Source organism: Streptomyces neyagawaensis (assembly GCF_023516595.1).
In the GTDB taxonomy this organism is placed as follows: Bacteria; Actinomycetota; Actinomycetes; order Streptomycetales; family Streptomycetaceae; genus Streptomyces; species Streptomyces neyagawaensis.
The window spans coordinates 43403-62774 of sequence record NZ_JAMGBG010000121.1 but is presented as its reverse complement, the minus strand read 5'-3'; the positions used below and the strand labels follow the sequence as shown (position 1 = coordinate 62774).

The 19372-nt window shown below is 70.5% G+C and carries 19 protein-coding genes; 14 read left to right on the top strand and 5 right to left on the bottom strand.

Annotated features, from left to right (window positions below; translation table 11 throughout):
• The 5 genes from M8J73_RS35510 to M8J73_RS35490 form a co-directional block, all read left to right on the top strand.
• Window positions 1-1394 (top strand): ATP-dependent DNA helicase UvrD2 (locus M8J73_RS35510; RefSeq protein ID WP_249829520.1); only part of this gene is annotated, 1394 nt, incomplete at its 5' end.
• Window positions 1395-1557: 163 nt separating this feature from the next.
• Entirely contained in the window at window positions 1558-1881 is a 324-nt protein-coding gene (locus M8J73_RS35505) for a hypothetical protein (RefSeq protein WP_079054860.1), read from the top strand.
• Window positions 1882-2056: 175 nt separating this feature from the next.
• Window positions 2057-2425 (top strand): WhiB family transcriptional regulator, encoded by a 369-nt coding sequence (locus M8J73_RS35500; RefSeq protein WP_055538974.1) that lies wholly within the window; start codon window positions 2057-2059, stop codon window positions 2423-2425.
• Window positions 2422-2745 (top strand): putative WhiB-interacting protein, encoded by a 324-nt coding sequence (locus M8J73_RS35495; RefSeq protein WP_055538975.1) that lies wholly within the window; start codon window positions 2422-2424, stop codon window positions 2743-2745. The genes M8J73_RS35500 and M8J73_RS35495 overlap by 4 nt, the downstream gene beginning before the upstream one ends.
• 156 nt (window positions 2746-2901) lie before the next feature.
• Window positions 2902-3111 carry a hypothetical protein gene (locus tag M8J73_RS35490; RefSeq protein WP_079054861.1) on the top strand — a complete coding sequence of 70 codons (210 nt, stop codon included), beginning with the start codon at window positions 2902-2904 and terminating at the stop codon, window positions 3109-3111.
• A 181-nt stretch (window positions 3112-3292) separates the two neighbouring features.
• Here the strand turns inward: M8J73_RS35490 and M8J73_RS35485 are convergent, their stop codons facing one another.
• Both M8J73_RS35485 and M8J73_RS35480 read right to left on the bottom strand, forming a co-directional pair.
• Entirely contained in the window at window positions 3293-4645 is a 1353-nt protein-coding gene (locus M8J73_RS35485) for an ABC1 kinase family protein (protein WP_055538976.1), read from the bottom strand.
• Window positions 4638-5903, bottom strand: a complete 1266-nt coding sequence (locus M8J73_RS35480) for a TOMM precursor leader peptide-binding protein (protein WP_055538980.1) — start codon at window positions 5901-5903, stop codon at window positions 4638-4640. The genes M8J73_RS35485 and M8J73_RS35480 overlap by 8 nt, the downstream gene beginning before the upstream one ends.
• Window positions 5904-6121: 218 nt before the next feature.
• Between M8J73_RS35480 and M8J73_RS35475 the strand changes: the two genes are divergently transcribed.
• From M8J73_RS35475 to M8J73_RS35460, 4 genes are all read left to right on the top strand, one after another.
• The gene (locus M8J73_RS35475) at window positions 6122-6718 is read left to right on the top strand and encodes a M48 metallopeptidase family protein (RefSeq protein WP_079054862.1); all 597 of its coding nucleotides are present in this window, start codon (window positions 6122-6124) and stop codon (window positions 6716-6718) included.
• Window positions 6719-6915: 197 nt separating this feature from the next.
• Window positions 6916-8544 (top strand): TerD family protein, encoded by a 1629-nt coding sequence (locus tag M8J73_RS35470; RefSeq protein WP_249829519.1) that lies wholly within the window; start codon window positions 6916-6918, stop codon window positions 8542-8544.
• 8 nt (window positions 8545-8552) lie between these two features.
• The gene (locus M8J73_RS35465; RefSeq protein WP_055539782.1) at window positions 8553-9230 is read left to right on the top strand and encodes an AIM24 family protein; all 678 of its coding nucleotides are present in this window, start codon (window positions 8553-8555) and stop codon (window positions 9228-9230) included.
• 27 nt (window positions 9231-9257) lie between these two features.
• Window positions 9258-10010, top strand: coding sequence for an AIM24 family protein (locus M8J73_RS35460; RefSeq protein WP_055539783.1), 753 nt, complete (start codon window positions 9258-9260; stop codon window positions 10008-10010).
• 110 nt (window positions 10011-10120) lie between these two features.
• Here M8J73_RS35460 and M8J73_RS35455 read toward each other — a convergent pair whose 3' ends face one another.
• Window positions 10121-10642 carry an NUDIX hydrolase gene (locus M8J73_RS35455; protein WP_055539784.1) on the bottom strand — a complete coding sequence of 174 codons (522 nt, stop codon included), beginning with the start codon at window positions 10640-10642 and terminating at the stop codon, window positions 10121-10123.
• A complete protein-coding gene (locus M8J73_RS35450; RefSeq protein ID WP_055539785.1) occupies window positions 10639-12087 on the bottom strand; it encodes a zinc-dependent metalloprotease in 1449 nt (482 codons plus the stop codon). The genes M8J73_RS35455 and M8J73_RS35450 overlap by 4 nt, the downstream gene beginning before the upstream one ends.
• Before the next feature lie 189 nt (window positions 12088-12276).
• On the opposite strand from M8J73_RS35450, the gene M8J73_RS35445 reads away from it, so the two are divergent.
• The 4 genes from M8J73_RS35445 (at window position 12277) to M8J73_RS35430 (ending at window position 15569) form a co-directional block, all read left to right on the top strand.
• Window positions 12277-13389, top strand: coding sequence for an SDR family oxidoreductase (locus tag M8J73_RS35445; RefSeq protein WP_055539786.1), 1113 nt, complete (start codon window positions 12277-12279; stop codon window positions 13387-13389).
• A gap of 141 nt (window positions 13390-13530) precedes the next feature.
• A complete protein-coding gene (locus M8J73_RS35440) occupies window positions 13531-13992 on the top strand; it encodes a molybdenum cofactor biosynthesis protein MoaE (RefSeq protein ID WP_055539787.1) in 462 nt (153 codons plus the stop codon).
• 197 nt (window positions 13993-14189) lie between these two features.
• On the top strand, window positions 14190-14354 hold the full coding sequence (locus M8J73_RS35435; RefSeq protein WP_169797864.1) for a hypothetical protein: 165 nt from the start codon (window positions 14190-14192) through the stop codon (window positions 14352-14354).
• Window positions 14355-14471: 117 nt separating this feature from the next.
• Complete coding sequence (locus M8J73_RS35430) at window positions 14472-15569, top strand: YlbL family protein (RefSeq protein WP_055539788.1); 1098 nt, start codon at window positions 14472-14474, stop codon at window positions 15567-15569.
• Between the two features lie 89 nt (window positions 15570-15658).
• On the opposite strand, the gene M8J73_RS35425 is transcribed toward M8J73_RS35430, so the two are convergent.
• Entirely contained in the window at window positions 15659-16201 is a 543-nt protein-coding gene (locus tag M8J73_RS35425) for a PPA1309 family protein (protein WP_055539789.1), read from the bottom strand.
• A gap of 164 nt (window positions 16202-16365) precedes the next feature.
• Here M8J73_RS35425 and M8J73_RS35420 point away from each other — a divergent pair, with 164 nt between their 5' ends.
• Complete coding sequence (locus M8J73_RS35420; protein WP_240501399.1) at window positions 16366-19329, top strand: UPF0182 family membrane protein; 2964 nt, start codon at window positions 16366-16368, stop codon at window positions 19327-19329.
• Window positions 19330-19372: the final 43 nt, after the last annotated feature.

Here is a 19372-nt window from a genome sequence, read left to right as displayed (position 1 = left end):
ACCATCTGCTCGACTTCCGCCTCCGCCACCCCGGCGCCACCGTCGTCAAGCTCGTCCGCGACTACCGCTCCACCCCCCAGGTCGTCCACCTCGCCAACGGCCTCCTCGCCCAGGCCCGAGGCCGCGCCGCCGACCACCGCCTGGAGCTGATCTCGCAACGGCCCCCGGGCCCCGAACCCCGCTACACCGAGTACACGGACGAGCCCGCCGAGGCGGAGGGAGCCGCCCGCCGTATCCGCGACCTCATCGGCTCCGGGGTCCCGGCGAGCGAGATCGCCGTCCTGTTCCGCACGAACTCCCAGTCCGAGACCTACGAGCAGGCCCTCGCGGACGCGGGCGTGCCCTACCAGTTGCGCGGCGCGGAGCGCTTCTTCGACCGCCCCGAGGTGCGCAAGGCGGGATCCGCGCTGAGAGCCGCGGCCCGCTTCGGTGGCAACGACAGCCTCCTGGAGGACGCCGTCGACCTCCCCTCACAGGTACGGGCCGTGCTGTCCGGCGAGGGCTGGACCGGCGAACCCCCGGCCGGCTCCGGAGCGGTCCGGGAACGCTGGGAGTCACTGGCCGCCCTGGTGAACCTGGCGCAGGACTTCGCTACGGCCAGGCCCGACGCCACCCTCGGCGACCTCGTCGCGGAACTGGACGAACGGGCCAACGCCCAGCACGCCCCGACCGTCCAGGGCGTCACCCTCGCCTCCCTGCACTCCGCGAAGGGCCTGGAGTGGGACGTCGTCTTCCTGGTCGGCGTCGCCGAGGGCATGATGCCGATCACCTACGCCAGAACGGACGAGCAGATCGAGGAGGAGAGACGACTCCTCTACGTGGGCGTCACCCGCGCCCGGCAGCAGCTCTCCGTCTCCTGGGCCCTGTCCCGCTCGCCCGGCAGCCGCCCGAACCGGCGCCCCAGCCGGTTCCTCGACGGTCTGCGCCCCGGCTCGACCGCCCCCGGGGGCCGCTCCGGCGCGACCGCCTCCGGCGGGGTCGAACAGGGCTCGGCGGGCCACCGAACGGCCGCCCTCGCGGTCGGCGGCGGCAGCGGACCGGTCGCGCGCCGCACCAGCCGGACCCCGGCCCGCTGCCGGGTCTGCGGTCGCAGCCTGCGCGAGGCGGGCGAGATGAAGCTGATGCGCTGCGAGGACTGCCCCTCCGACATGGACGAGGGTCTCTACGAGCGACTCCGGGAGTGGCGGGCCGTCCAGGCCCGGCGCAGCGGGCAGCCCGACTTCTGCGTCTTCACCGACCGGACCCTGATGGCGATCGCGGAAGCGGGGCCGAGCACTCCGGTGGAACTGAGTCGCATCCCCGGCGTCATCGCCCGTAAGCTCCGGCGGTACGGCGCCGATGTTCTCGACATCTGCGCAGGTCGGGAGCCCCTGGCCGAGGACGAGAGCGACTGATACGAACTCGTCGAAAAAATAGTTTGCGCATGCCCCAGCAATCCCCATAGGTTCTTAGGCACGGGAACAGCGGCCTTCTCCAAGGCCCTGGTTTCGTGGTGTACTTCATATCCGTCGGATTGGCTCACGCCGATCCCGTAGACGCCGAGAGGAGGCGAGTCCAGTGATCAGCATCAACACCAGCTTCATCAGCCCGGTCAAAATGACCGATCGCTCGGCCGTCTCCACGTGCATGCTCGGCGTCTCGAACCTGGGCACCGGTCTGTCCGCCCTCCGTGGCGGCCGTCCGGCGTCCTCCGTGTCTCCTGCGGGCCTTCCCGTCCGTGAGCGCAATGAGCGACCGACCAAGGCACTGGAAGCAGCAGTAGAGGCACAGGCCCAGGCCTATGCCTTTGCGGCGGCCGGTGCCGGAAACCGGAAGCAGACGACGCAGCACCACCTGATGTGGGCCTTCCGTGGGCCTGAACCCTGGAGTGATCCAGCCTGATCGACGATCAGGCCGGCGCCTTCAGGGCCGCGGAACCCCATCCGGGATCCGCGGCCCTTCTGTTTGTCCCCGACCGGGGACTGCAGAGCGAAGGGGCCTCGGGACAAGAAAAGAACCCGGTACCAGCCGCCACCCGGCCCACCAGGCCGGAACGACCAGACGAGGAAGACGAACCGTGCAACTCGAAGCGCACGCCCCGTCCGTACCGCCTTCCGAAACGATCCCCCCGCCCCGCCTCACGGAGGACTCCACCTTGACCCCGCTCACTGCGCTCACCGCGCTCGACGACGCCATCGAGAACCTGGGTGTACCCGTCCCCTGCCGGTCCTACGACCCGGAGGTCTTCTTCGCCGAGTCGCCGGCCGACGTCGAGTACGCCAAGTCCCTCTGCCGCACCTGCCCGCTGATGGAGGCCTGCCTCGCCGGCGCCAAGGAGCGGCGTGAGCCCTGGGGCGTCTGGGGTGGCGAGCTCTTCGTCCAGGGTGTCGTCGTTGCCCGCAAGCGGCCTCGTGGTCGCCCGCGCAAGAACCCGGTCACGGCATGAACATCACTGGAACGATCGACCGCCCCCTCACGCACGACCCCAAGAAGCAGGCCCCGATGAAGCCGTCCACGAGCGAGCCCGCAGGCTCCGCGACCCCAGACTTCACCACCACCGGCGCGAACGCCTCGCGTCAGAACAGGACCCGAGAAATGCATCTCATGCCAGAAGCCCTGGCTCGTGCGCATATGCACGACCGCCTGCACCAGGCCGAGCAGGAGCGCCGGGCCATGCGCCTGGCGGTCGCCCGCCGGATGCAGCGCCGAGCCGAGCGCGCCTCGCTGCGCGCCCGCCGTGCGCTCGCCATGGCGGTCATGCAGTAGCCGCCACGCGGCCATCGGCATGAGCTGGCCGGAACAGGCACAGGCACCTCATCACCACCTCTGACGGTGGTTCCTCGCGGGGGCGGGTCCGAAGGGACCGGCCCCCGCGCTGCGTTGCGAGCGCGGATCCGCCGGGCACGGAGTTATCGTCGCCCGGTGACGAGTCTTTCCGGGGGCAACGACGACAGCGGCGCCGCCGCGACACCGCAGACCCTCGTGTGCGCCCGTTGCGGGGCCGGCACCGAGGCTCCCCAACCCTTGTGGACCTGTTCCGTGGAGAACGGCCGACGGCATTACTTCTGCGAGACCTGCGCCCGGGAGAACCTTCGCGCGATCGAGGGCCGCCTGGACTCGGCCTGGTGGTGAGCCGGGAGCGGCGAGGCGGGCCGGGCCCGGCGGCGCGGTGTCGCCCCGCCGGGGCGGGACAGGCTGAGCCTGGAGGCGCTATATCGCCCCGCCGGGAAGAGCCCCGCAGCGTCCGCCGGGCCTGCTCCCGACCTGCTCCCGCATGGCCCGCCGAGCTCCCGGTGGTCGGCCGGCAGTCGGCTCACGCTCCCGTGGCCGACTCAGGCTCCTCGTCCGTCATGAAGCCAGGCAGCCACTCCTCCAGCTCGTCGCGCATACGGACCGTCGCGCCCAGCTGACACAGCACACCGATGGTGCTCAGGGTGACCCGGTGGATGAGCAGATAGGACGGGGGCAGGTTCAGCTGCTTGCCCAACTGGTGGGCGGGGGAGCGCGGGTCGGCTATACGGGCGGCCTGGCTGCGCATCCAGCCTCGGGCGAAGGTGAACTCGTCGGCCCGGGCCGGTTCGATGATGGGCAGCAGATAGTCGAGGACCGCGTCCGGCTCCAGGTCGATCGACTCCTTGACGAAGCCCTCCGCGCACAACATCTCGTAGACGGCCTCGGCCTCGCCCTCGATGGTCAGACGGAGGGCGTCGCCGATCGGGGTGGGCAGGCCGCCCGGCAGCCGGTCCACCGTGCCGAAGTCGAGGACACCGAGGCGCCAGCCGACCTTCTCGTCCGGCAGAAGACGGAAGTTCCCGGGGTGCGGGTCGGCGTGCAGGAGACCGGTGCGAGCCGGGCCCGAGAAGAGGAAGCGCGTCAACAGCTGGCCCGCTCGGTCACGCTGCTCCTGGGAACCGTCGGTGATCACTTCCGACAGGGGCGTGCCGTCCATCCACTCGGTCACGAGGACCTGGTCGCACTGGTGCACCACGGCCGGGACCACGACATCCGGGTCGTCGGCGAACTCCTCCGCGTGCGCCTGCTGGGCCTGCGCCTCCAGACCGTAGTCGAGCTCCTCGGAGACCCGGTCCCGTAGCTCCGCGATGAGGGGCTTGATGTCCATCCCCGGAATCAGCGGGCCCAGAAGGCGGGCGAAGCGGCTGAGCTGCCCGAGGTCGGAGAGGAGGGCCTCGCCCGCGCCCGGATACTGCACCTTGACCGCGACCGCACGGCCGTCGTGCCACACCGCGCGGTGGACCTGCCCGATCGAGGCGGCCGCGGCCGGCTTGTCCTCGAATTCGAGGAACAACTCCTGCCAGTCCTCCCCGATACGCTCCCGCAGCACGGAGTGCACCGTGCGGGTCGGCATCGGCGGAGCCGCGTCCTGGAGCTTGGTGAGCGCGGCGCGATAGGGGCCCGCGACCTCCTCGGGGAGCGCCGACTCGAAGACGGACAGGGCCTGCCCGAACTTCATGGCGCCGCCCTTCAGCTCGCCCAGGACCTTGAACAACTGCTCCGCGGTGCGCTGTTGCAGCTCACGGCCCACGAGCTCCGCCGACTCGCCGACGATTCGCTTGCCGAGGCCCCAGGTGGCCCGACCCGCGAAGCCGAGCGGGAGCGCGGCGAGCTTGGCGGTCCGGGTGACCGCCTTCCGGGGAAGATCAGACATGCGCCCTCCAAGTCCCAGCCGGCCGTGCCGCGTACGCCTTGCGGGACAACCTCGTTGACCGCTGATGCCTCGCCATTGTCTCGCGCCGTTCCCCGTCTTTTGGGGTGTGTTCCCCGTTACCTTTCTCGCTCGATTCATTCTGCGCCGCCCCGCAGGGGCAATCGGGATGCGACCAGACCGGGCGCGAGTGCCAGTCGAGCCCTGGTAGAGAGGCCTCCCAGCGGGCACCAGCGCTGGACGGTGTCCGCCCGTCGAGGAAGGACAGCGCGTGCCCCGCGGCCAGCGCCGCCGCGGTCGTGGCGAGCGTCACGTCGCACGCCTCGACCGGGCGGGGGCGGCTGGAGCGCCACTGCGCGACCAACCGCGGCCAGCTCTCGTCGCGGTCCGCGCGCCCCTGCTCCAGGCAGCCCGCGCAGCCCGTCTCACCAGGCAGGACCAGAGGGCCCACGACAGCGGTGCCCTCCACGACGCCGGCGTACAGATGGGGTGTCCCGGAGGCGATGAGCGGCTCGGCTGCGGTGGGACTGGGGGCCTGGACGTCGACGGGGTCGCGTGGGGCGAGGATCACCAGGGAGAAGCCGGGCTCGTCGCGGAGGTGGTTCGGCGGCATGTCCTCGGCCGGGTCAGCGGGGGGCCGGGTTCCGCCGCGACGCCGAGGCGGTCGGCCGGGGGCGGCGTGGCGAGCGGCCCGGCGCGCCGCGACGTCCCGGCGCTCGCCGATCGACTCGACCGACAGACCGCCCGGTGCCACATCCCACGGCTCGACCCGCCCGACGTCCCGCACGTCGACCTCGCCGACCCCCGCTCCCGACAGCAGGGAGGCGAGCACCGCACCCACCCGGCCCGCGCCCCGTACCTGCACTCTCTGTGAGCGACGGGCGGCCAGGTGCCGCATTGCGTCGCCCGGCGCGGGGCTGGTCAGGGAGAGCGTGGCGACATCGGGCCGCAGCCGGTCCAGGACCTCGGGCTTGCCGCGCAGGGCGTCCGCCGCAGGGCCGCCGCCGGTGGCGTCGTCCAGCAGGCCGGACGCGGCCAGCCGCTCCACCATCCCGTCCACATGACCGTCGGGCAGGCCCATGGAACGTCCCTCCTCGCGCAGCAGCGGCAGCCCGCGCGTCCCGTCGAGGAGGTCGAGGAAGCCGCCTGTCGTCGTGTCGATCGGCCCCAGGACCATGGCGTGCGCCGGTGCGAGACCGAACTGCACGGTGTTGAGATCCCGCCAACCGCGCCGGAGCGCGGGCTTCACCATCGGATGCATGATCGGCCCCCGTAGCCAGAAGAAGATCCCCATGAGTCGACGGGGCGAGTGCCCGGTCCGCCGACGAGTGCCAGCATGCACGGACCGCGACGATGCGTGTCGAGAGTTGTCCACAGGCGACGGCGTTCGTCGTACAAATCAGGCGCTCGGAGTGCGGATCCATATCGAACCGTCCCGGAGGCGGGACTTCCCCCATGTGCAGCGGGTAACGTCGGGGCGTGCCCGCCGACCCACTGCACCGCGCCGGAAAACCACAGCGCAGCACGACGAGCCAGCCGCCAAGCGGCTCGGGGGCGAGCGCGATCGAGGTCCGCAGGAGCGCGCGACGGCGCAGAACGGTCTCCGCGTACCGAGAGGGCGATCGCACCGTCGTACTGATCCCCGCCCGGATGTCCGAGGCGGAGGAGCAACGCTGGGTGACCGTCATGCTCGACAAGCTGGCCGCCCAGGAAAGCAAGCGGCTCCTCGGCGACACTGAGCTGGCCGAGCGCGCCGCCCGCCTGTCGGACCAGTACTTCGGGGGGCGCGCCCGGCCCGCCTCGGTCCGCTGGGTCACCAACCAGAACACACGCTGGGGCTCGTGCACCCCCGCCGAGGGCAGCATCCGGCTGTCGCACCGACTGCAGGGCATGCCCGAGTACGTCGTCGACTACGTCCTCCTCCATGAGCTCGCGCACCTTCTCGTGCCCGGTCACGGGCCACGTTTCTGGCGCCTTCTGGAGGCGTACCCGCGCACGGAGCGCGCTCGCGGATACCTCGAAGGGGTGGTCGCCGCCGACCGGCTGCCGCATCTCTCCGCCGCCGACGACGAGTGACGCCGCGCGCACGGGGTGCCCGCGCGTGACGTGAAGTGGACTCCACGCGCGCGTGGGCGATACCCGGCAGGGTGGCTCGAAGACGCGCTTTTGTACCGGGTCTGTACCAGCCTCGTACGGTCTCGGACTTTGCGGTTAGCCTGGCGCGACGCACTCGCAGGCGCACTCACTTTCGGGATGGGGGACGGTCGTTACGCATGGCCAGGGAATTCCAACGCGGCCACAAGGCCAAGATCAGTGACCTGACCGCGGGTACAGATCTGTACGTAGGTGTACAGATCTCCGCCCCCGGACTGACCTTCGACATCAGCTGCTTCGGGCTGGACGCCGACGAACGTCTCTCGGACGACCGCTACTTCGTCTTCTTCAACCAGCCGAAGACCCCCGAGGAAGCCATCCAGCTCCTGGGCTCCCAGGCGGGCGACACGGAGTCCTTCCGGGTCACGCTCGACAAGATCCCGCCACAGATCCAGAAGCTGTCGTTCACGGCGACGATCGACGGCAATGGCCAGATGTCGCAGATCTCCCCCGGCTACCTGCGCATCGTCGCGGGCGGCGAGGAGGTGGCCCGGTACCCGTTCGACGGCTCGGAGTTCTCCACCGAGCGCGCCGTGATGCTGGGCGACTTCTATCTGAAGGACGTCTGGCGGTTCGCGGCCGTCGGCCAGGGCTTCGACGGCGGCCTGGACGCGCTGCTGAAGAACTTCGGCGGCGAGGTCGCCGAGGAGGAGCCGGCCGCCCCGCCCCAGCAGCCGCGGGCGGACGCCGCCCCCGGCTTCGCCCCGCCCGCGTTCGGCGCCCCCGCCGCCCCGGCGCCTGCCCCTGTCCCGGCGCCGTCTCCGGCTCCCTCCCAGGCATACGCGCCCCCGGCGCCCTCCCCCTCCGTGCACGCCGCTCCGACCATCGCCGCGCCGCTGCACACGCCCCCCGGTGGCACCGTCCCGCCCCCGGCCGCACCGCCGGCGGGACCCTTCACGCCGCCCGGCGCCCCGCCCCAGGGCGGACCCTTCACCCCTCCCGGCGCCCCGCCGCAGGGCGGGCCCTTCACGCCGCCGCCCGGCGCGGCTCCGCAGGGCGGCCCGTTCACGCCTCCGGGCGCCCCGGCGGTCTTCCCGGGACAGGGACAGCCGTTCGGCGGCGGGACGCAGCTCGCCCCCGTGCCGCCGGAGGCCGGACTCCGCGTCGTACTGACGAAGTACTCCGAGGCACCCGTCGGTGACCGCTGGACCGAGCAGAACCCGCAGATGGTGCGGGCCACCCTCACCAAGGGCGCCAACATCCTCGCCAAGCAGGGCAGCATGGTCGCCTACCAGGGCGACATCGACTTCGCCCACAAGGGTTCCGGCCTGCTCGGCAAGTTGACGGGCCAGCTCACCGGGCAGGGCATGGCCCTCATGCGGTGTTCCGGCGACGGCGAGGTGTTCCTCGCCGACGAGGGCAGCAGGCTCTTCGTCATCCGCCTCCAGAACGAGCAGCTCTACACCAGCGCGCGCGGAGTCCTCGCCTTCGACGAGGCGCTGGACACCGAGATCCGCCGCATCGAGGGCGCCGGCCTGCCCGGCGGCGGCCTGTTCAGCATGCTCTTCTCCGGCACCGGAGCGGTCGTCGTCAAGACACGCGGCGTCCCCGTCGTCCTGCCCGTCGGCCCGGCCACCTACGTCGACGGCAACGCCGTCATCGCCTGGTCCGCCGGTGCGCAGGCCGTCACCACGACCTCGCTGAGGCTGCGCCGCTCCGGGTACGCCCGGCAGACCCAGGAGGCGATCAACCTCCAGTTCCGCGGTGCCCCCGGCAACTTCGTCGTCGTCCAGCCCTTCGAGGTGTGAGGCAGAGCATGGACCTCCAGACACTCCACGCGCACCGCTCCGCGGCCACCGGCGTCCGGATGAGCGTGCACAGCTCCAAGACGCTCAAGGTCACCATGGTCACCGGCCAGGACCTCCTGGCCAAGGCCGGCTCGATGATCGCCTACGACGGGTTCGTGCAGTTCGACGCCGCGCCCGCCTCGCTGCGCCGCAGCGCGGAGGAGATGGTCACCGGAGAGGGCGGCAAGCTGATGCTCTGCCGCGGCGACGGCGACCTCTACCTCGCCGACTACGGCGGTGACGTCCTCATCGTCCACCTGAACAACGAGGCGCTGTCCGTCAACGGCCCCACCCTGCTGGCCTGCGACGCCTCCCTTCAGCTGACCATCGAACCGGTCAAGGGCCTCGCCAAGCTCTCCGGCTCCGGCCTGACCAACCTGGTCGTCCGGGGCACCGGCTGGGTCGCCCTGGTCAGCCGGGGCGTGCCGATCTCCCTCGACTGCGCCGAACGGGAGACGTACGTCGACCCGGACGCGCTGATCGCCTGGACCGACGGCCTCGACATGAAGGCCCGCCGCACCATCAAGGCCAGTGCGCTCATCGGCCGGGGCAGCGGGGAGGCCTTCCAGATCGGGTTCAAGGGGCAGGGCTTCGTGGTCGTCCAGCCCAGCGAGGACACCGGTGACCGTTTCAAGGTCCGTGGCTGACCGGGGCCGAGAGGAGAACAGCACACCATGCACAGCACACTCTTCGCGCACATCCCGGTGGAGCACACCGAGCGCTACACGCTGCAGAACCCGCAGCTACTCAAGACCGACGTCACCATCGGCAGCAGCCCCGTCCTGGCTCGCCAGGGCGCCATGGTCGCCTTCGAGGGTCAGGTCGAGTTCGACAGCCAGTACCGCAACCGCAGCTGGCGCAACGCCGAGCGGATGACCGGTGAGCGCCTGGAACTGATGCGCTGCAAGGGCAATGGGATCGTGTATCTCGCCAACTTCGCGCAGTACCTGCACATCATGGACGTCGGCCGCGGCATCACCGTGGACTCCTCCTCCGTCCTGGCGTTCGACGGTTCCCTGAACGTCGGCATCGTCGCCGTGGACAGCGCCGTCGAGGTCGCCTCGGCGGGGGCGTACAACCTGGAGCTGTCCGGCGGCGGCAAGGTCGTCCTGATGACCTCGGGTGAGCCGCTGGCGCTCGAGGTGACGCCCGAGAAGAACATCTGTGTCGACTCCGACGCCGTCATCGCCTGGTCCACCTCGCTGCGCACCCAGCTCCAGGCGCCGACCTCGACGTCCGCCGTGTGGCGCCGCAGGGGCTCCACCGGTGAGGGCTGGGAGATGCACTTCTCCGGCAGCGGACACGTCCTGGTGCAGCCGAGCGAGCTGCTGCCGCCGCAGCATGTCCGAACGTCCGGGGTGCTCGGGCAGTTCGGCATGGGCGCGGGCGGTCTGAGCGGGAACAACCTCGGCGGCAGCCGCGCCTGATCCCGGCGGGGCCAGTACAGGCACGCGTCATGCGTAAGGGGCGTCCGCCATGGCGGACGCCCCTTACGGTGTTTGTCTCCCCGTGAGCCCCGTGAGGGACCGGCGCGCGGTCACAGCCGCGCCCGTGTCGCCTCCAGCAGTCGTACGACCGACTCGTCCGCCACGTCCGCCACCTCGGCGTACGGGAACCAGCGCACGTCGAGGGACTCGTCGCTGACCAGGTGCTCGGCGTCCGACGGGGCCAGCACCGCGTACTGGACGTCGTAGTGCCAGTGGCAGGGCGCCGGGATCGGGTGGCGGTCCAGGCGCACCGGCCCGCCGGGAAGCAGGGTCAGCCCGGTGACGCCGGACTCCTCCGTCGCCTCCCGCAGGGCGGCGGCAGCGAGGGTGGTGTCCTCGGGCTCGCAGTGGCCCCCCATCTGGAGCCACATGCGCAGCTTCCTGTGGAGCGTCAGCAGGACCCGCCCGCCCTCAGGGTCGATCACCAGCCCACTCGCCGTGATGTGCCCGGCGCCGCAGGCCTTCCAGATGCCGTCCGGATGCTCGGCCAGATGGTCGAGGTAGGCCTGGCGCAGCTCCGGCTGGTCCTCGTAGCCCTTCAGTACGAGGACCGCGTCGTCGTGCAGGCTCACTCGGTGTCGTCGTCCTTCTTCTTCTGGTCGGGCTGCTCGTCGGACTTCTTCAGGTCCGGCTGCCCGGTGGACCCGGACCCGGACGCGGCCTCGCCGAGCATCTTGTCCAGCTCCGAGAAGTCCAGCTGCTCGCGGTGGACGAAGCCGTCGGGGTCGTCCAGATCGGAGGCGTTGGGCAGCATGTCCGGGTGGGCCCACAAGGCGTCCCGGCCGTCGACGCCGCGCGCGTCGGTGAGGGAGGCCCACAGCCGGGACGCGTCGCGCAACCGGCGGGGACGCAGCTCCAGCCCGATCAGCGTGGCGAACGTCTGCTCGGCCGGGCCACCGGTGGCGCGGCGGCGGCGCAGGGTCTCGCGCAGCGCGTCGGCGGACGACAGACGAGGCTTCGCGGCCGCGTGCACCACCGCGTCGACCCAGCCCTCCACCAGCGCCAGTGCCGTCTCCAGTCGGGCCAGGGCGGCCTTCTGCTCCGGGGTGTCCTCCGGCTGGAACATGCCCTGCTGGAGCGCCTGCTGCAGCTCCTCGGGGTTCTGCGGGTCGAACTGACCGACCACGTCCTCCAGCTTGGCCGTGTCGACCTTGATCCCGCGCGCGTAGCCCTCGACCGCGCCGAACAGGTGCGAGCGCAGCCACGGCACATGGGCGAAGAGCCGCTGGTGGGCGGCCTCGCGCAGCGCCAGGTAGAGCCGCACCTCGTCCTGGCCGATGCCCAGGTCCTTGCCGAACGCCTCCACGTTGACCGGGAGGAGGGCGGCCTTGCCGGCCGGGCCTAGGGGCAGGCCGACGTCCGTCGAGCCGACGACCTCGCCCGCGAGCACGCCCACGGCCTGGCCGATCTGCTGACCGAACATGGCGCCGCCCATCGACTTCATCATGCCGATCAGCGGGCCCGCCATGGCCTGCATCTCCTCCGGCAGGATGTCGCCCATGGCGCCGCCGACACGCTCGGCCACCGGGTCGACGAGCTCCTTCCAGGCGGGCAGGGTCGCCTCCACCCACTCCGCGCGGCTCCACGCCACGGCGGATCCGGCACCGGACGGAAGGGACGTCGCGTCGTCGAGCCACAGGTCGGCCAGGCGGACGGCCTCCTGGACGGCGGTGCGCTCGGCGGGACCGACGCTCGCGTCCTTGGTGCCGTCGGCGGTGCCCTGGGCGACCGTCTGGCGGGCGATCTGCTTGGCCATGTCCCAGTTCACCGGGCCGCCCTCGTAGGAGAGCATCTGGCCCAGCTGCTGGAAGGCTGCGCCCAGGTCGGTGGGGTTCATGGAACCGAACATCGCGGCGAACGGATTGTCGGCGCCGGGGCCCCCGGCCCCGGGGAACCCGAAACCGAACGGGTTGGCCGGGCCCTGACCACCACCGCTCTGCTGGTCCTTCTTCTTGCCCTCGTCGCCGTCGTCCGGCTCCTCCGGCGGAAGGCCGAATCCGAATGGGGTGTCACTCACGGGATTCCTCGGCTGATAGGGCCGTCGGCTCCACCGACGGCACGGCTGCCCGAACACCACCCAGCCTAGACACCGTGGCGGGTTCGGGCCTCGGTGCTCCGCCGACCGATGGCCTGCGGCAGGATGGATGCCACCTGGTACGTACGCGTCACCCGCGTTCGTACTGAAGACAACCGCTGGAGACGCCCGGTGAGTTCCCCAGATCCGCAGGTTCGCGCAGCGCGAAACCACTCAACCAGCTCCGCCCTGCGCGGACCCGTCGTCGCGGTCACCGGTGCCGCGTCCGGGGTGGGCGCGCTGCTCACCGAGCGGCTCGCCGAGTCCGACGAGATCCGGCAGGTCATCGCGATCGACGAGCGGCGGGGGGAGTGCGCGGCCGCCCAGTGGCACATCCTGGACGTGCGGGACCCGGCGATCGCCGACAAGCTGCGCAGCGCGGACGTGGTGGTGCACCTCGCGGTCGACCTCGACCTGGGCACCGACCCGGCGGCACGCAGCGCGTACAACGTGCGGGGCACGCAGACCGTCCTCACGGCGGCCGCCGCGGCCGGCGTGCACCGGGTCGTGCTGTGCACGTCGGCCATGGTCTACGGAGCGCTGCCCGACAACGAGCTGCCGCTCTCCGAGGACGCCGAGCTGCGGGCGACCGCGGAGGCCACCGGGGTCGGCGACCTGCTGGAGATCGAGCGCCTCGCACGCCGGGCGCCGCGCGCCCACCCGGGCCTCAATGTCACCGTCGTCCGGCCCGCCGTCCTCGTCGGCGGTACGGACACCGCGCTGACCAGGTACTTCGAGTCGCCTCGACTGCTGGTGGTGGCCGGATCACGGCCCGCCTGGCAGTTCTGCCATGTCGAGGACCTGTGCGGGGCGCTGGAGTACGCCGTCCTGGAGAAGGTCGACGGAGAGCTGGCGGTCGGGTGCGAGGGCTGGCTGGAGCAGGAGGAGGTCGAGGAGCTCAGCGGGATCCGACGCATGGAGCTGCCGTCCGCGGTGGCCCTGGGGGCCGCGGCCCGGCTGCACCGCATCGGGCTCACCCCGTCGCCGGCCGGGGACCTGGCCTACACGATGTACCCCTGGGTCGTCAGCGGGAGCCGACTGCACGAGGCCGGGTGGCGGCCGCGGTGGACGAACGAGGAAGTGCTCGCCGAACTGCTGGAGGAGGTGTCCGGGCGGCACACCGTGGCCGGACGCCGGCTCGGGCGGAAGGACGCGACGGCGGCGGGCGCCGCGGGCGCGACGGTCGCGCTGCTGGGTACGGCGGCGCTGGTGCGGCGGGCCCGGAAGGCTCGCCGCCGTCTGTGACGGCGTGCCCGGCGGGACGCTGGGACGAGGGCGCGACCCGGCACGAAGGCGCGCGCCCTGTAGGACGTGACAAGCACGTACGCGCGCGTGCCTGCTGATCCGACCATGTCGGGCCGGGGGCGGGTGGGGCACGATGGAGGTATGGCAGCGATGAACGATCATCCCGGTGAGCAGAGGGCCGAGGAGCCCATCAAGCTGATCGGTGTCCGGGAGACCGCGCTCTCCGTGGACGAGGTCTTCCGGGCCGTCGGGGACGACGCGGCCGGTGGGACCGCCCTGTTCGTGGGGACGGTGCGGAACCACGACGGGGGAGCCGATGTCGACGAGCTGGGCTATTCGTGCCATCCGACCGCCGAGGCGGAGATGCGGCGGATCGCGGAGAAGGTGGTCGCCGACTATCCGGTGCGGGCGCTCGCGGCCGTGCACCGGGTGGGAAGTCTGAAGGTCGGGGATCTCGCGGTGGTCGTCGCCGTGTCGTGCCCGCACCGCGGTGAGGCGTTCGAGGCGTGCCGCAAGCTCATCGACGACCTGAAGCACGAGGTGCCCATCTGGAAGCACCAGAAGTTCTCCGACGGTACGGAGGAGTGGGTCGGGGCCTGCTGAGCCTTTCCCGAGAGCCTCTCCGGACAGTCTTGAAGGACCCGGGTCGGGGGCCCGAGAACACCCGGGTGGCGTGACCGAGATGGGGCCATTCGCGTTCCGGTTGCGTAACCCGCCCCCCAGCGTGAGCGTTGACGGAGCGGACGGATAATCTGCTGATCAGTCAGTTGCGGTCATGTGAATGGGGTTGGGAGGTCGGCATGGCGGCGCTCGCCTGGTTGCTGATTCCACTTGTGGCTGCGATCGGCGCCGGACTCTGGGGCGGCTGGGCCAGCCGGAACCGCAAGAGCATCGAGGACGGCACCGAACTCGCCGGCTACTCACGGTTCCGTGAGGCCATGGAAAAGTCCCACACCGGCGGTTGACTCCGCCTGCGCCCCCGCGCGGGCACACCCGTCCCGCGCGGCGTCGCCCCCGCTCGCCGTCGCTCCGGACGGCGGCCCCGACAGTGCACTTACAGGCCTGTCCCGTACTGTCGTTCCATGCCACGCCGCACCGCGACGATGCTCGCCTCCACCTTGACGCTGATCGCGATCCTGTGCGCGGGAGTGCTCATTCCCGTGCCCTACTCGGAGATGTCGCCGGGGCCGACGGTGAACACGCTGGGCAAGCACGACGGCGAGCCGGTGCTGCAGATCTCGGGGCGCAAGACCTATCCGACGACCGGGCACCTGAACATGACCACGGTCCGGGTCACGAGCGCCGACTACAAGATGAACCTCGTCGAGGCCGTCTACGGCTGGCTGGCACACGACAACAAGGTCGTCCCGCACGACACGCTGTACCCGGACGGCAAGACCGAGGAGCAGTCCACCCAGGAGAACGCCGAGGAGTTCAGCCAGTCCCAGGAGAGCGCCAAGGTCGCCGCCCTGAAGCAGTTGGACATCCCGGTGAAGTCCTGGGTGATCGTCTCCACCGTCGTCAAGGGTTCCCCGGCCGAGGGCAAGCTGCACGCCGGCGACGTGATCAAGTCCGTCGACGGCACGGCGATCAAGGCCCCCGAGGACGTCGCGAAACAGGTCACCAAGCACAAACCGGGCGAGAACGTCGACTTCGTCATCGTGCCCGCCAAGGCGCAGGCCGCCGCCGAGAAGAAGAACACCACGGCGACCGAGACCCAGAAGATCACGATCACGACCGCCAAGTCCGAGGACTCGGGCGCGGAGCGGGCGATCGTAGGGATCTCCGCCGGGACCGACCACACCTTCCCGTTCACCATTGACATCAAACTCGCCGATGTAGGCGGCCCGAGCGCCGGTCTGATGTTCGCCCTCGGTATCTACGACAAGCTGACGCCGGGCAACCTCACCGGCGGCAAGTTCGTCGCCGGCACCGGCACGATTGACGACAACGGCAAGGTGGGCCCCATCGGCGGCATCGAGATGAAGACGGTCGGCGCGCGCGGCAAGGGCGCCCAGTACTTCCTGACGCCCAAGGACAACTGCGCCGCGGCCGCCAAGGACACCCCCGACGGACTCACCCTCGTCAAGGTCGACACCATCGAGGACGCCCTCGGCGCCCTGAAGGACATCCGCTCCGGAGACACCTCCGACCTGCCGAAGTGCACGACCAAGGGCTGACGGCCACGCGCGCGTGGGGGCGCTCTGTCACCAAGGGGCGCCCCCGCCGCCGTAGGGCGGAGGTCCGCCGCGCGACCGCCTCCGAGTGATCAGTCCGCGAACGTCGCCGTCAGCGCCTCGGCCAGTCCCGGCACCAGCTCGGGGCCGGTGAGGACCTCGGTCGGGGAGTCCTTCTCGCGCAGGCGCAGCGCGGAGTCGCGGGAGCCGTCCCGCAGGACCGCGACGGTCATGCGGACCTCCTGACGCTCCGGGTGGGAGGCGACCCACTCGGTGAGGCGGGCCCCGTCGAGGTGGTCCGGGACGGACGCCTCGACGGACGGCGGCAGCATGAGCCGCTCCACGGTCAATGCGCAGCCGACCACCGCGTCGGGCCAGGCGATCGTGCCGAGGAACTCGTCCAGCGCCTTGCCGGTGGGGATCTCCTCCTGCTCGATCGGGGTGAGGCCGCTGGTCTCGGAAGCGTCCTCCAGGCCGAGCTGTGCCGCGAGCGCGGGTTCCTGGGCCTTCAGGCGCGCGGTGTCTACGAGGGCGAAGAGGCGAGCGGGCTGGTCCCAGCCGAGGCCCGAGGCGTACTCGTCGATCTCGAGTACGGCCCGGGTGAGCGGGTTCGCTGCCATGGGAGTGTTGGACATGGTCACAATCCTGCCTCGTTCGTTACCCGAAGCGGGAACCGAGTAAAGCGTGAGTAAGTTGCAATAGGTGAGGCTCCTACGACCAGGGAGCCCGCTGAAGGGTCCGTAGACGCGGCCCCGACATGTCGACAGCGATTTTCGAGGTGCACACCTTGGCTTTCCAGATGCCGGACCGCGGCGGAGGCCCGACGGGGCCGCGGATCAGAGTCGGCCGACCGTCCCGGCGTGTCCGGACCCTGCTCATGACGCTGGGCGTCCTTGCCGCGCTCGGCATGGCGTTCGTCATGTTCGCGGGGTTCTGGACGGACTGGCTCTGGTACCGGTCGGTGAACTACTCGTCCGTCTTCACGACCACGCTGTGGACGAAGATCGGGCTCTTCTTCGTCTTCGGTCTGCTGATGGCGGCCGCGGTCGGCTTCAACATCTGGCTGGCGCACCGGCTGCGCCCGCCGCTGAGTGCCATGTCGATGGAGCAGCAGAGCCTCGACCGGTACCGCATGGGCATCGCGCCCTACAAGAAGTGGCTGCTCCTCGGGATCACGGCCCTGGTCGGCCTGATCGCCGGCGCCTCCGCCTCAGGGCAGTGGCGTACATGGCTGATGTGGGTCAACGGCGTGTCCTTCGGCCAGAAGGACCCCCAGTTCCACCTGGACGTCTCCTTCTACGCCTTCGACCTGCCCTGGTACCGCTTCCTGCTCGGCTTCGGCTTCGCCGCCGCCGTGCTCTCCGTGATCGCCGCCGCGCTCACCCACTACCTGTACGGCGGCCTCAGGGTCACCTCCCCGGGCGCGCGTGCCACGGCGGCGGCCACCGGGCATCTGTCGGTGCTCCTCGGCATCTTCGTCGCCCTGAAGGCGGTCGCGTACTGGCTCGACCGGTACGGCCTCGCCGTGAAGTCCAGCGACTTCAAGGCGACGGGCAACTGGACGGGCCTGAGGTACGTCGACGCGAACGCGTATCTGCCGGCCAAGACCATCCTGTTCTGCATCGCCGTGATCTGCGCGCTGCTGTTCTTCGCCACGATCTGGCGGCGCACCTGGCAGCTGCCTGTCATCGGCTTCGGCCTGATGGTGCTCTCCGCGATCCTCATCGGCGGGCTGTACCCGGCGATCGTGCAGAAGTTCCAGGTCCAGCCGAACGAGCAGGCCAAGGAAGCGCCGTACGTCGAGGAGAACCTGAAGGCGACCCGCCAGGCGTACGGGATCGACGGCACCACGGTCCAGGAGTACTCGGGCACGGGCGACACCACCGACAAGGCCAAGCTGCGCAAGGACGCCGACGGCGCCGCCAGCATCCGCCTGCTCGACCCGAACATCGTCTCTCCGACGTTCCAGCAGCTCCAGCAGATGAGGAACTACTACGCGTTCCCCACCAACCTGGACGTGGACCGGTACAGCGGTGAGGACGGCGCGGAGCAGGACACGGTCATCGGTCTGCGCGAGCTGAACCTGGCCGGCATCCCGAAGAACAACTGGATCAACGACCACTTCCGCTACACCCACGGCTACGGCGTCGTCGCCGCCAAGGGCACCGAGGCCACCTCCGGCGGCCGTCCGGTGTTCACGGAGTCCGACCTGCCGTCCCAGGGCACTCTGGGCGAGTACCAGCAGCGCATCTACTACGGTGAGAAGACCACCCAGTACTCCATCGTCGGCGGTCCCCAGAAGGAGATCGACTACTCCGACGACAGCGGTGAGAAGACCACCAGCTACAAGGGCGACAGCGGGGTCAACCTCTCCAACCCGGTCAACCGGGCGGCGTACGCGGCGGCGTTCAGCGAGCCGCAGATCCTCTACTCCGGTGCCATCGGCGAGGGTTCGAGGATCCTCTACAACCGCACGCCCAAGGAGCGCGTCGAGGCGGTCGCCCCCTGGCTGACCATCGACGGCGACGCCTACCCGGCCGTCGTCGACGGGAAGATCCAGTGGATCGTCGACGCGTACACGACGACCAACGGCTACCCGTACGCCTCGCGCACCACCCTCGGCGACACGACGGCCGACTCGCTGACCGCCGACAACAGCCAGCGCGCGGTGGTGGCCCAGCAGAACCAGGTCAACTACATCCGCAACTCGGTGAAGGCGACCGTCGACGCGTACACCGGTGAGGTCAAGCTCTACCAGTGGGACACCAAGGACCCGGTCCTGAAGACCTGGATGAAGGCGTTCCCGGACACGGTGGAGCCCAAGACAGCGATCTCCAAGTCGCTGGAGGCCCATCTGCGGTACCCGCAGGACCTGTTCAAGGTCCAGCGTGAACTGCTCACCCGGTACCACGTGAAGGACGCGGAGACGTTCCTCAGCGGCAGCGAGGTGTGGCAGGTCCCGGACGACCCGACCAACACCTCGGGCAACGCGGTGCCGCCGTACTACCTGAGCATGAAGCTGCCGGGTCAGCAGGCGCAGGCGTTCTCGCTGACCACGACACTCACGCCGAACGGCCGGGACAACCTGAGCGCCTTCGTGTCGGTCAACGCCGAGGCGGGGACACCGGACTACGGCAAGATCACGGTCCTGAAACTGCCGACGAGCGAACCGATCGACGGCCCCAAGCAGGTCCAGAGCCAGTTCAACTCCGAACAGGACATCGCCGAGACCATCAGCCTCCTCAAGAGAGGTGACTCCCAGGTCGAGTACGGCAACCTCCTGACGGTCCCGCTCGACGGCGGCCTGCTCTACGTGGAACCCGTCTACGTGCGAGGCGGCGGCCTCAAGTACCCGCTGCTGCGCAAGGTTCTCGTCACGTACGGCGGCAACACCGCCTTCGAGGACACCCTCGACGCCGCGCTCAACAAGGTGTTCGAGACGGCGGGTCCGACCCCCGAGCCCCCCAAGGACGACGGCGACGAAGGCACCGACGAGCCGCCGACGTCCGGCGACCCGACGGTCCAACAGGCGTTGCAGGACGCCCAGAAGGCGTTCGACGAGGGTCAGAAGGCCCTCAAGGACGGCGACTGGGAGGCGTACGGCCGCGCCCAGCAGGACCTCGAGGACGCGCTGAAGCGGGCCGAGGACGCGCAGTCCAAGGCCGACGGGGCCGGCGGCACCGGCGGCAGCGGGAACAACGACAAGGGCGACCAGCCCGACAAGAGCGACCAGGACGCCGACAAGGGCTCTGGGAACGGGTGATTCAAGGCTCCACTCCGCGCCGTGATACGGTTGCCGAGCAACG